10 protein-coding genes are annotated in these 12,649 nt (G+C 61.9%); 5 read left to right on the top strand and 5 right to left on the bottom strand.

The window, feature by feature from the left end:
- Positions 1-61 precede the first annotated feature (61 nt).
- Genes ACUXV1_RS10455 through ACUXV1_RS10445 form a run of 3 tightly spaced genes read left to right on the top strand, consistent with a single transcriptional unit; the run spans position 62 to position 2,807 of the window.
- Positions 62-973: an ABC transporter permease gene (locus tag ACUXV1_RS10455; protein ID WP_019103275.1), complete on the top strand. Its 912-nt coding sequence runs from the start codon at positions 62-64 to the stop codon at positions 971-973.
- Entirely contained in the window at positions 970-1,788 is an 819-nt protein-coding gene (locus tag ACUXV1_RS10450; RefSeq protein WP_446015364.1) for an ABC transporter permease, read from the top strand. Before ACUXV1_RS10455 ends, ACUXV1_RS10450 begins: the two co-directional genes overlap by 4 nt.
- 14 nt (positions 1,789-1,802) lie before the next feature.
- Positions 1,803-2,807: an ABC transporter ATP-binding protein gene (locus tag ACUXV1_RS10445; RefSeq protein WP_114154764.1), complete on the top strand. Its 1,005-nt coding sequence runs from the start codon at positions 1,803-1,805 to the stop codon at positions 2,805-2,807.
- On the opposite strand, the gene ACUXV1_RS10440 is transcribed toward ACUXV1_RS10445, so the two are convergent.
- The 3 genes from ACUXV1_RS10440 to ACUXV1_RS10430 all read right to left on the bottom strand — a co-directional run bounded on the left by ACUXV1_RS10440 (position 2,804) and on the right by ACUXV1_RS10430 (position 7,586).
- Positions 2,804-4,648 (bottom strand): methyl-accepting chemotaxis protein, encoded by a 1,845-nt coding sequence (locus ACUXV1_RS10440; protein WP_446015363.1) that lies wholly within the window; start codon positions 4,646-4,648, stop codon positions 2,804-2,806. The genes ACUXV1_RS10445 and ACUXV1_RS10440 overlap by 4 nt on opposite strands.
- A gap of 286 nt (positions 4,649-4,934) precedes the next feature.
- On the bottom strand, positions 4,935-6,161 hold the full coding sequence (locus ACUXV1_RS10435; RefSeq protein ID WP_231138229.1) for a DUF1615 domain-containing protein: 1,227 nt from the start codon (positions 6,159-6,161) through the stop codon (positions 4,935-4,937).
- Between the two features lie 96 nt (positions 6,162-6,257).
- On the bottom strand, positions 6,258-7,586 hold the full coding sequence (locus ACUXV1_RS10430) for a sodium-dependent transporter (RefSeq protein WP_043641099.1): 1,329 nt from the start codon (positions 7,584-7,586) through the stop codon (positions 6,258-6,260).
- Positions 7,587-8,230: 644 nt separating this feature from the next.
- Between ACUXV1_RS10430 and ACUXV1_RS10425 the strand changes: the two genes are divergently transcribed.
- A complete protein-coding gene (locus ACUXV1_RS10425) occupies positions 8,231-9,163 on the top strand; it encodes a sensor domain-containing diguanylate cyclase (RefSeq protein ID WP_114154770.1) in 933 nt (310 codons plus the stop codon).
- A gap of 128 nt (positions 9,164-9,291) precedes the next feature.
- On the opposite strand, the gene ACUXV1_RS10420 is transcribed toward ACUXV1_RS10425, so the two are convergent.
- Both ACUXV1_RS10420 and ACUXV1_RS10415 read right to left on the bottom strand, forming a co-directional pair.
- The gene (locus ACUXV1_RS10420) at positions 9,292-10,689 is read right to left on the bottom strand and encodes a NarK family nitrate/nitrite MFS transporter (RefSeq protein WP_081556058.1); all 1,398 of its coding nucleotides are present in this window, start codon (positions 10,687-10,689) and stop codon (positions 9,292-9,294) included.
- Between the two features lie 100 nt (positions 10,690-10,789).
- The gene (locus ACUXV1_RS10415; RefSeq protein WP_446015361.1) at positions 10,790-12,040 is read right to left on the bottom strand and encodes an MFS transporter; all 1,251 of its coding nucleotides are present in this window, start codon (positions 12,038-12,040) and stop codon (positions 10,790-10,792) included.
- A 268-nt stretch (positions 12,041-12,308) separates the two neighbouring features.
- On the opposite strand from ACUXV1_RS10415, the gene ACUXV1_RS10410 reads away from it, so the two are divergent.
- A complete protein-coding gene (locus ACUXV1_RS10410) occupies positions 12,309-12,626 on the top strand; it encodes a hypothetical protein (protein WP_019103283.1) in 318 nt (105 codons plus the stop codon).
- The last annotated feature ends 23 nt before the right edge of the window (positions 12,627-12,649 follow it).

Genomic DNA, 12,649 nt, shown 5'->3' with positions numbered 1-12,649 from the left:
TCGCCCTGATTGGCGCGCGGCGCTTCCGCCGCGCGCGGGCTCTCTTTGGAAACACGCCCTCATGTCCGCATCTTCCAACTCCCTCGCCGGCCGTGCCGGCCCGGCGTCGCCGCGCCGCGCCGGCGGCGGCTTCGTCTCGCTGTCCTGGCTGGGCGTGGCGCCGTTCTTTCTGTTTGCGCTGCTGTTCCTGCTGTTGCCCACCGCTCGCTTGTTGTTGGGAGCATTCCAGGACGCCGACGGCCATTTCACGCTGAACAACATCGCCCGGCTGTTCGAGCCGGCAATTCTCGACGCCTACAAGATCAGCCTGCAGATCAGCGCCGCCTCGGCGCTCTTGGGCGCGGTCTTCGGCCTGTTGCTGGCCCTCGCGGCAATCCGCGGCCGGCTGCCGGGCTGGATTCGCCCGACGCTGGCCACCTTCTCCGGCGTGGCGTCCAACTTCGCCGGCGTGCCGCTGGCCTTCGCCTTTCTGGCCACGCTGGGCCGCATGGGCCTGGTGACGGTGCTGTTGCGCCGCTACCTGGATTTCGATCTCTATGCCGGCGGTTTCAGCATTCTCAGCTTCAGCGGCCTGACCCTGACTTATTTGTACTTTCAGATTCCACTGATGGTGCTGATCGTCAGCCCAGCCATCGACGGCCTCAAAACCGAATGGCGCGAAGCCTGCGACAGCCTGGGCGGCTCCGCTTTCGCCTACTGGAGCCGCATCGCGCTGCCGGTGCTGTGGCCCAGCATCCTGGGCGCGGCGCTGCTGCTGTTCGCCAACGCCTTCGGCGCGGTGGCCACCGCCTACGCGCTGACCGGCAGTTCGCTCAACATCGTCACCATCCTGCTGTACGCGCAAATCCGCGGCGACGTGCTGCACGATCAGAACCTGGGCTACGCGCTGGCGCTGGGCATGATCGTGGTCACCGGCCTATCCAACGCCGCCTATATCTGGCTGCGCGGCCGCGCGGAAAGGAGCCGGGCATGAAACACCAGCAAGCCCACAAACCATCGTCGCGTCTGGGCACCTGGATCGCGGTCATCGCCGGCGGCCTGTACTTCCTTCTGCCGCTCTTGGCCACCTTCGAATTCAGCCTGAAGATGCTGCGCGAGGGTTACAGCCTGGAAGCCTACAAACTGGTGCTGCAGGATCCGGGCTTTCAGCAAAGCTTCGCCTATTCCGCGCTGATGGCCCTATTCACCATCGTCATCGGCATCCTGCTGGTGGCGCCCACAGCGTTCTGGATCCAACTCCGGCTACCGCGGCTGCGTCCGCTGGTGGAGTTCATCACCCTGCTGCCGCTGGTGATTCCGGCCATCGTCATCGTTTTCGGCTATCTGCGGCTGTTCGGCAGCGATGCCTGGCTGCCCTTGACCGGCAGCGAGCGCGGCACGGATCTATTGCTGGTCTGCAGCTACGTGACGCTGGCCCTACCCTATCTATACCGCTCCATCGACGCCGGCCTGTCCGCCATCGATGTGCGATCTCTGGCCGAGGCGGCGCAAAGCCTGGGCGGCGGCTGGCGAGTGATTCTGCTGCGGGTGATCTTCCCCAATATCCAGTCCGCGCTGTTGTCCGGCGCGTTTCTGACCTTCGCCATCGTCATCGGCGAGTTCACCATGGCCAGCTTGCTGGCGCGGCCGGCCTTCGGCCCTTATCTGCAGTTGATCGGCGCCAACCGCGCTTACGAGCCGGCGGCGCTGGCCATCATCGCCTTTTTGATCACTTGGGCGGCGATGGGCCTGCTACAGGTGGCCGGCCGTCACCGTCGCGCGCTGCGCGATGCCACCGCCTCGGAATAAGAAAGAACCCCACAATGGCATACCTGGACATCCAAAATCTGCACAAACGCTACGGCCAGCACACGGTGGTGCACGACTTCAATATGAGGGTGGAGGCGGGCGAGTTCGTCACTTTCCTGGGCCCGTCCGGCTGCGGCAAGACCACGGTGCTGCGGATGATCGCCGGCTTCGAGACGCCCAGCGGCGGCGCCATCCGCCTGCAAGGCGAGGACATCACGGCCTGCGCGCCGCAAAAACGCGGCATCGGCATGGTGTTTCAAAGCTATGCGCTATTTCCCAATATGAGCGCAGGCGAGAACATCGCCTTCGGCCTGAAGATGCAGAAGCGCGACGCCGCCGACATCCGCCGCAAGGTAGCGGAGGCGCTGGCGCTGGTGGAGCTGTCCGGCAAGGAGAACCACTATCCGCATCAGCTCTCCGGCGGCCAACGCCAGCGGGTGGCCCTGGCGCGCGCGCTGGTGGTGGAACCGCGCATTCTGCTGTTGGACGAGCCGCTGTCGGCATTGGATGCGCGCATCCGCAAGAATCTGCGCGAGCAGATCCGCGACATTCAACGCCGGCTGGGGCTAACCACTATTTTCGTGACCCACGACCAAGAAGAGGCCCTGACCCTGTCCGACCGCATCTTCGTGATGAACCAGGGGAAAGTGGAGCAGGAAGGCGCGGCCGAAACCATCTACACCCAGCCGGCCACCGAGTTCGTCGCCCGCTTCATGGGCAATTACAATCTACTGTCCGTCGGCGACAGCCGGGCGCTGTTCGGCCTGGAAATCCAGGGCCATCTGGCGATCCGCCCGGAGTCCATTCAACTGTTGCCCGGCGACAGCGCGGAAACGGACAGCTTGCCGGCGGTGGTGAAGCAACGCCAGCTGCTGGGCAACATCGTCCGCTATCAGGTGGAAAGCGCCGGCGCGCTGCTGCAGGTGGACCGGCTGAACCGCAATCCGGCGGACTTGCTGGCCGACGGCGCGCCAGTGCGGCTGCGCGTCCAGCGCGACGACATGCGCGAAGTACGCTAGCCGTCGGTTGGGCGGCGGAAATAAGCCATCTGCCGACGCAGGCTGCCGGCGCGTTGCGACACCTCCTGCGCCGCCGCCGATAATTGCTCGCTGGCGGCGGCATTGCCCTGAGACAGCTGGCTCAGCCCCTGCATCACCTGGTTGATGCCGCCCACGTGCTGCGCCTGGACCACGGCCTCTTTGGAAATATCCCGCACCAGTTGCCGAGTTTGCTGACTGGATTCGACAATGGCGCTCAGGCTTTTGCCCGCCGCCTCCGCCAGCCGCACGCTGCCCGCCGCCACCTGGCCGATTTCCTTGGCCGCGGCTTGGCTACGCTTCGCCAGCTTGCGCACTTCATCGGCCACGACGGCAAAGCCCTTGCCCAGCTCGCCTGCGCGCGCAGCTTCGATGGCGGCGTTGAGCGCCAGCAAATTGGTCTGATAAGCGATGTCGTCGATGATGTCGGTTCGCTGGGCGATCACGTGCATCGCCTCTATGGTTTCGCCGACAACCCGCCTGCCCTCCTCCGCCTGGCGCGCGGCTTCGCTGGCCACGTCGCCGCTGAGGCTGGCATCGCGGGCCATCGCGAACATCTGCCCGGCAATCTCGTCCACCGCGTGACTGGTCTGCTCGATATCGGAGGAAGTGCGACAAGCGCTGTCGGACAAACCCTGCGAAGCGCTGTTCAATTGCAGCGCGGCGTTGGCCACCGCGTCCGCGTCCTGCTGCACCTGCAGAATCACCCCGCTCAGCTTCCGCCCCATCTGGCGAATATGCGCAGCCAGGCTATCGTCGTCGGAGGAGGCCAGCCGCAGGCGGAAGTCCAGCTGGCCGCCAGCCAGTTCGCGCATGCCTTGCGCCACTTCATCCGGCTCCGCGCCCAAGGTCCGCAGAATGCTGCGCGCCAGCAGCAATGCGGCGGCGATGGGCAACAGCACCCCGGCCAATACCGCCAAGGCCAGCCAGCTTTGCCAACGCGCAGCGGACTGCTGCGCCGCCAGTGCGTCTCGAATCCGTGCCAACACCGCGTTCTGCACTTCCTGCAGCGCGTCTATACGCCGGCTGGCCACCTCGAACCATTCCTCGCTCGACAAGCTCTGCATCGCGCCCGGACCACGCGCCAGCACCGCGTCGCGCAGCGATTCGTACGCGCCGCTAGCGTTCAGCGCCCGGTCCAGCAAGCGCTCGTCACCCTCGCTCTGCCGGTACAGGCTGCGGCATAGCGCCTCCTGCGACACCATACCGCTGACCAGACGGAATTCGTTGATATTGAAACTGCCCACCGCCAACACCCCGCCGATCAAGCCGCGCGCGCGGCCGGTGTACTCCGTCTGGCAATGCAAGGCGGACCACTGTTGCACCAATGCGCGCACGTCCTCGCTTTGCGAGTAGAACAGCGTGATGACCTTGGAGAGCCGCTCGATGACTTCGGTGTAACGCTCAAACGCCGGCAATGGCGAAATGTGGCGCTGCGCCACATCGCGCCGCAGAGTAGAGAGCATCTCCACGGTTGGCAACTGCTGGGAGAAAAACAAGCCCGCCTTGCGCGACAGTTCGTCGGCAGGTTGCTGACGCAAGCGGACCAGCAAGGCGTCGGCCAGCGCTTTTTGCCGCGGCAAGGCCGCCGGCATCGGCTTATGCTCGTTCAGATAACGGTTGCTCAGGCCGCGCTCGATCTGCAGCGCGTGGATCAGCTCCCCCACTTTCTGCACATTGTCCGCCAGCGCCTGATCGCGCTGTAAAGCCTGGACCGTCCTCCATTGCTCAAAGGCAAGCCACAGGGCCCCGCACAACAAGAGCAGCACCAGCGGAGCAATCAGCAAGGCCAGCTTGTGCGCCAGCTTCAGATGTACGCGCATCGGGACTCCTGTTCGCGTGCATGGACGAAGGCCCCGCCTTGGAGATGGAGGGCAGTTAGAACCTGTTCAATGTCTCGCGCGAGCTCGCGAGATCGCAAACCCGTTCTAACTATAGGTGGCCGGGCAAGGCAAGCCCAACGGCATTAAGAACCTGTTTACGATCTGCTGCTCGTCCGCGATACGGCGTTGAAACCGAACTCAAAATGCTCATGTACCACTCAACCATTCCGCTGTCTCAGCCATTTTCGCCTTGTCTCGCCTTAGCCCGCGAGATCGTAAACACGCTCTAAGCCCCCGCGCGCGCCAGGCAGTTCTGATAGCGGCCATCCACGCGCCGGGCAAACCACTCCGTGGTCAGGCGGCGAGTGAACTTGGGGCTGACCAATACGATCTGCGGCATGATCTCGCGCGGCGCCCTAGCGCCGGCCAGCGCGAAGACTTTCTGGTACAACGCGGTCTGGGCGAAGCCGGACAGCTTCTCCTGGCGCAGGTCGCGCAGCATTTCGTCCGCGCTCATGCCCAGCCGGCCGGACATGGCCAGCAGCGCTTTCTGGGTTTCGCTGGTCTCGCCGGACAGCGCACGGTTCATTTTGTCGCTGTACAGCATGATGTCGCCGTCCAGTGCCAGCTTGCGGCCGCTGAGACGGGCCACCGCCTGCTGGAAAGCCGCGTTGCGGCTGGCGTAACGGCCGGCGTTGTAATCGGCGAAGCGGTAGACCATCTGGCTGTAAGGCGCCGGGTATTGCAGCAGGATGGCGCTGCCGAAGTACACGCTGCCGCGCCGGGTGAATACTTCGTCGCGCAGGCTGCCAGCATAATGATAAGGATAGGGCCAGGCGCGAACATGGGTTTCCGCGAACGCCACGCTGACCTGCATCGGCCCGCCATCGCGAATCGGATTCTTGTGTTCGAAGATGGTCTGGCCGAACGGCAGCTCGCGCACCATGTCCTCAAACAGCGCATTCATTTCGCGCTTGGTGCGCAGCGCGTCCACCCGCTGCTTATAGCTGCGGCCGTCCGGAGACTTCTTCTGCATCGCGGCGTCCACCACGAAGGCAGGAATCAGGTATTTCTGCCGCCGCTGCTCGATCTCGCCCCAAACAATCTTGGATAGATTCGGCACCACAGGGTCCGGGCTGAAGCCGGACTCCTGCTCGGCCACCGCCAGCACCGCGCAAAAGTATTGCGGCGTGTAGGGAATTTTCAGATGGCTGAACGCGCCGATGATGTCGGCGTTCCAGCCCTTGCGATCCGGAATGCCGGCCGGCAGCAAGCGGTTGAGCAGTTCGCCGCCCTGCGCGTCCGTGACCGCCGGACGGCTGGCCGGCTTGCCGGCTGACGGAGGCGGCGTGACAAGCGGCGCCGGGGTCGCCAGCGGCGCGCTGGCTTCGGGCGTCATCGCCGGGACCGGCGCGGGAAGTTCGGAAACGGGAGCCGAAACCGGCGTGGGAGTGGTCGCGGCGCAGCCGGTCAACATCAGCGTTGCCAGGACCAGGGAAAGAGAGGACTTCACGCCGGCTCCTTGCGATGAGGCGATAAAACCGCAAGTGTAGCGCAAAGCCCGCCGCTGCTCGCGGCGGGCTCGTCATGAGCGAGCGCTCAGACCGGGTTAACCGGCGCGCAGGCTGGCCACCATGATCCAGCCGATCAAAGCCGGCGCCATCGCCATGCAGAAGCCGCGCATCAACCGCATGCGGCGGCCGGCGCCCTCGCCGGCCAGCTCGCGGCGCACCACCGGCCACGCCTTCCAGCCAACAAACAAGGCCAGCAGCAGTTCACCCAGCGGCATCAGCAGCTTGGAGGTCAGGTAGTCCAGCAGATCGAAGAAGCCCATGCCGAACAACTGGTACTCGCTCCACACCCCCAAGGACAAGGACGCCGGAATGCCCAGCAGGAAGATCCCCAGCGTCATCACCCAGGCCGCCTGGCCACGCTTGAGGCCAAACTCGTCGATCGCGAAACTGGTCACCACCTCCAGCAGGGACACCGAGGAGGTCAGCGCCGCCAGCAGCAGCAGGCAGAAGAACATCACCGCGAACAGCTGGCCCAACGGCAGATGGGCGAACACCGCCGGCATGGTGATGAAGGTCAGGCCCGGACCAGCGGACGGATCGAAACCGAAAGCGAAAACCGCCGGCAGCACCATCAGACCCGCGAGGAAGCACGTCGCCACCGTCAGCAGGATCACCCACAACGCCGACCCCAGCAGATTGGATTCCTTGCTCACATAGGAGCCGTAGGTGATCATGATGCCCAGGCCCAGCGACAGCGAGAAGAAAGCCAGGCCAAGCGCGTCCACCAACATGGCGCTGCTGACCTTGGAAAAGTCCGGGGCCACGAAATACTTCACGCCGTCCCAAGCCCCGGGCAGCGTCAGGCCTCGGGCAATCAACACCAACATCAGCACAAACAAGGCCGGCATCAGAAACTTCGATAGGTTCTCGATGCCCTTCTGCACACCGCCGGCCACCACCCACACGGTCAACAAGGCGAAGCCGGCATGGTAGGCGATAGGCTCCAGCGGGTCGCTGATGAAGCCGCTGAAAATGGCGCCCAGGGTCTTGGCGTCCGACGTCATAATGCCGCCCCCCAGCGCCTTGACGATGTAGGCGATGGTCCAGCCACCCACCACGCTATAGAAAGACAGAATCAGGAAACACACCAAAACGCTCATATAGCCGATGATGGGCCAGCCTCCGCCTGCCAGCTGGCGGAAGGCGCCAACGGCGCCGGCCTTGGACGCGCGGCCCAGCGCCATTTCGGCCAGCATCAGCGCCAGGCCCAGCGTCAGGCAGATGCCGAGGTAAATAAACAAGAAGGCGCCGCCGCCATTGGTTGCGGCGACGTAGGGAAATTTCCAGATTGCCCCCAGCCCGATGGCCGAGCCGGCGGCGGCGAGGATGAAACCGAGGCGCGAGCCCCATTGTGATCTTGCCATAATGCAGTCTGCTTCTTTGTCCGAATATTTGTTTTTGAATCGCCGAAATCGACGCCCGCGCCCAAACGCGATCGCCGCAGCGGCAAAGGTGCTGTTTTGCGCCGACAAGGCGCTGCCCGCGCCAGGCCAGATCATGAAGCCCGGGAGCGAACGGAAGGGACCCGGCAAGCCGGGCAAGGGAGAGAAAACCGCCGTGTGGGCGGGCCGAAAGCCGCGTCAGGGGTGGCGACGGACTACGGTTCTCGCTAGTGTATTTTGCGTACAAACACGAATTTACCATGATTGATGACAATTTCCAGCGTACGCAGGCAATTAATTCTGATTTCCAGGATAAGCACGGTCATTTCCCGGCAAAGATAAGCAAGCCAAGTCCCGGCCAACAAGTTGAGCATGAAATATCTGTACTCAGGGAATACACTTAGAACGTGTTAACGATCTCGCGAGCTAAGGCGAGACAAGGCGAAAACGGCCGAGACAGCGGAATGGTCGAGTGGTACACGAGCATTTTGAGCTTGCACTCACCGTGCGACGCTTCACGAAGCGCAGCGGACTTTGAACAGGTTTTTAGACAGCGGCCCCATTGCTACGTGTCTGGCCACGCCTGATGCGAACTCGCCGGCCTCACACGACTTACGGAGAGCCCTATGGCGATACTGCAAGCCTTTCAATCGCTGATCGACACCGTACAAGGCGCCCTGATCATCGCGCTTCCCGCCGATGGCCAGATCGTCAGCGCCAATCAGTTGGCGGCCATCCTGCTGGCCACTCCGCACGGCGACCTGATTGGACAACCTTTTTCCCGTTTCCTGCCGGACCCCGCCGACGCCGAACTACTGGCCGGCGAACTGCGCCGCACCAGCATGATTTACAACCGCTCGCTAACCTTGCAAGCCAGCGGCGGTCGCTGCTTCGAGGTACAGCTATCGCTGCGCGAGGTGGAGTTGGAAGGCGCGCTCATGCTGATCTACAGCTTCAGCGACCGCACAGAGACCAAGGTGATGAGCCAGTTGCTGGATTTTGAGCGTAATTTAGTAGAGCGCTCGATCAGCCTGATGAAAAGCCTGCGCGCGGAAGACAAACTGACCGATGACGACAAGCTAACCGGCGTGGCCGGCATGCACCGCCTGTTGTCCGCCGCTCACGCCGAAACCGGCCGCGCGCGTCGCTACGGCGGCGCCGTCTCCGGCTTGATCCTCAGTTTGATGAACGTGCCGGAACCGATGCCGGAGCTTGACGAAGGTTCGGCTCATCGCCACTTGTTGCGCCTCGCCAGCAGCCTCTGCCTGCAAAGCACGCGCGACAGCGACCTCGTAGCCCGGCGAGAAGACGACGCCTTCATCATTCTGCTGCCCAACACCGGGGTAAGCGGAGCCAACGAACTGGCTCGCAGACTCATCAAATCGCTGCGCCAGTTGAGTTTCGTGTACCAGGGAGAAGAACGCAAAGCGGCGGCCTGCGTCGGACTAAGCGCTCTGCGCGGCAGTGAAAACACCCCCAAACCCATGCTGGAACGCTTGAACGAAGCCCTGCAAAAAGCGCGGGAAGGCGGGCCCAACTACATCGTCAAACTACCCTGAGCGCTCCCCGAGCTTAGCCCCGCCCCAAACGCAAACCAAGCCGCCGCCATCCCCGTCCAGCCGATAAACGACAAACCGGCGAGGCATCGTCTTGACGCCCCGCCGGCTCTGCTTCCCACCTTAGCTTATCAGCAACTCACTTCAGCGTTCTTGCGAGCATAGAACCACCAGCACAAAACCATGCAGCTGATATAAAAAACAATGAAACACAGCAGCGCCGGCTCCGCCCCGCCGGTCGCCTTCATTGACGCGCCAAAGCTTTGCGGAATGAAATAGCCGCCATAGGCGCCTATAGCGCTGATGAAACCGCCGGCCGCGGCCGATTCCTTAACCCCATCCGCCTCGGCCTGCTTGCGCGCCTCTTCGCCTCGGCCTGCCGCAGCACGCAGCCGGCCCGTAGTGAAAATGGTCGGAATCATTCGGTAAGTCGAGCCATTGCCCACGCCGGCCATGGTGAACAGCAACAGGAACATGGAGAAGAAACCGGCAAAACTACCGCCGCTCAATTGACCGGTCGCGTCATGCGCGGGCAGAAAATGCAACACCCCCACCACAGCCAAGGCCATCACCGCGAACACCCACAGCGTCACCCGCGCGCCGCCGAGCTTGTCGGAAATCACACCGCCGATAGGACGCACCAGAGCGCCGAGCAAGGGGCCGATAAAAGCGAACTTGGCCACCGGCACCTCAGGAAACTGGGTTTTGGTCAACAGAGCGAAGGCGCCGGCAAAACCGATGAAGCTGCCGAAAGTGCCAATGTACAGCCAACACATCAGCCAATTATGCTTACGGCGGAAAATCACGGCCTGCTCGGTAAACGAAGCCTTGGCGTCGGCCAAATCATTCATGCCGAACCAAGCAGCCGCCGTGGCCAAGACGATGAAGGGAACCCAGACGAAGCCGGCGTTCTGCAACCACAGGCTCTTCTCCACCCCATCCTTGACATAATGCTGCGCATCACCGCCAAAGGCGCCGAACATGCCGCCAGTCACCACCAACGGAATCACAAACTGAGCCAAGGACACGCCGAGGTTGCCGAAACCGGCGTTCAAACCGTTCGCCGCGCCTTTCTGCGCCTTGGGGAAAAAGTAAGCGATATTAGCCATAGAACTGGCGAAATTCCCGCTGCCCAACCCGCACAGCAAGGCGATCGCCAGCATCACCGGATAAGACGTCGTCGGATCCTGCACCGCAAAGCCCAGCCATACCGCCGGGATCAACAGCGAGGCGGTGGACAAGGTCGTCCATTTACGCCCCCCGACAATGGATGGCATGAAGGAATAGAAAATGCGCAAGGTCGCGCCGGACAGCGCGGGCAAGGCCGTCAGCAAGAACAGTTGATCCTTGGTGTAGTTGAACCCCGCGTTCGGCAGGTTCAAAGTCACCACGCTCCACAATACTGAAATAACGAAAGCCAGCGTGAGACACGGGATCGAAATCCACAAATTGCGCCGTGCAATGCTCTGACCTTTCTGTTGCCAGAACTCGGCGTTTTCCGGCTCCCACCGTTTGATGACATAAGACATGACTCAACCCTCCCCGCCGGCCCGAGTCATGGCCAGACCAGCGCTATTTGACAATCTTTTAAAGGCGGCTCGCGTCAAAGCACCGCCATTCAACTCACACTCAACGACCAGCCACAGCCCGGCGCAAGCCCTCCTCCGCCACCGGCTTGAACGAGTAATGCATCCAGACCAAGCTGACGCAGACTGTGCCGTACAGCAACATGAAGCAGCTGGAACGCACCCCCGCCAGATCCACTAGCACGCCAAACAAAATCGGCAACACGAAACCGGCCAAGCCGCCGGCCAGCCCCACCACGCCGGACACCGCGCCGATGTTGTCTGGAAAATCATTAGCGATGAACTTGAACACCGATGCTTTACCCACGGCCATCGCCACGCCGGCGATGAACAAAATCGCAGTGAACAACACCGAGTTCAGACCGATATGCAAGCTCCAAGGCCCCTTGACGGTGGCCACTACCATCTGAGTCTGCGGATAGGACAAAATGAAGAAGCACACCCACAACACCCACATCACCCACCACGTCGTGCGGTATGCGCCGAAGCGGTCCGACATCCAGCCGCCGATCGCACGCAGCACGCCTCCGGGCAAGGAAAAACAGGCAGCGAGAAAGGCGGCGGTTTTCATATCAAAGCCGTATTCGCCTACAAAGTACTTGGTCAGCCACAGCGACAAACCCACATAGCCGCCAAACACCACCGAGTAATACTGTGAGTAGCGCCAAACCCTAGGGTCGCGCATCACCCGCAATTGATCGATGAAACGCTGGCCTCCGCCGCTCAAATGCGCAGGGCTGTGATGGCTGCAAAACCAAAACAGTAGCGCCGTGACCAGCATCACCCCGGCGTAAACCTGAGGCACCAGCGTCCAGCCGCCCAGCGCGATCAAAGCCGGCGCCACGAATTTGTTCACCGCCGCGCCTGAGTTGCCCGCTCCGAACACCCCCATCGCCATTCCCTGATGCCGCGCGTCGAACCAACGCGCCACATAGGGCGTACCCACGGAGAAGCTGCCGCCGGCCAAACCGATGAACAAACCAATCAGCAAGAAATGCCAATATTGGGAGGCGTACTCCATCAGGTAAATCGGCAGCACCGTGCTCAGCATCAGGCAGAACAAAACACCCCTACCGCCATAACGATCGGTCCAAATGCCCAACGGCACCCGCACCAGCGAGCCGGACAAGACCGGCATCGCCACCAGAATCCCAAACTCGGTCTCATTCAGACCCAGCTGCTGCTTCACGGGAATGCCCACCACGCCCATCATCATCCAAACCATGAAACAGACGGTGAAAGCAAAAGTGCTGACGGCCAGCACCGAGTACTGCTTATATGCCGCGGATGTCATCTTTTCTCCCTCTGCGACCAGGCGGCCGACCAGTCCAATTCCATATTCACACCATACTGCCGGCGTGAAGGAAAACCCATTCGCCAGACGTGGGCAAGGACAAGGAAAAACGATCTAATCGAAATAGTTCTTTTGGGTGGTATTCGAGAAAGGAACAACACAGTAGAGGGGGGAAAGCGGCGAGACGGTCCGGCTTTGCGCCAATGCAAGTTACAGCCCCGACGACATTGGCTAAGATAGGCACATTGCCAACAAGGGAGCTTCCCCCATGAATGCCGCCAAAAAAATACGCCGTTTCATCGAAGAAGGACACGACCCGCAGCAAATGCAAGTGCTCAAGGAACTGGCGACCGCATTGGAAATGGGCCGCTCTTTCGATCTAAGCCTGCTCTACGATATCGACATGCGTTATTTCGACGTCGCCATTGATCTACTGAAAGACTGGCGCTTCGATCATCACATCGCCTCTCGCAGCAAACTGCTGGAGCAGTTGCTGACCGAGATCGCACCGGATAAACAGGTGAAAAAGCCGGAAAGCCCAACCGAAAAACCCGCAGCGGTCAAACCCGTCAAGCCCAAAAAATGAGTAAACAAAACGGCACTGCCGTC

The sequence above is a fragment of the Chromobacterium sp. W521 genome (assembly GCF_052805975.1).
Note: the sequence above shows the minus strand (reverse complement) of the source record. Positions and strands in the feature narration are given on the sequence as shown.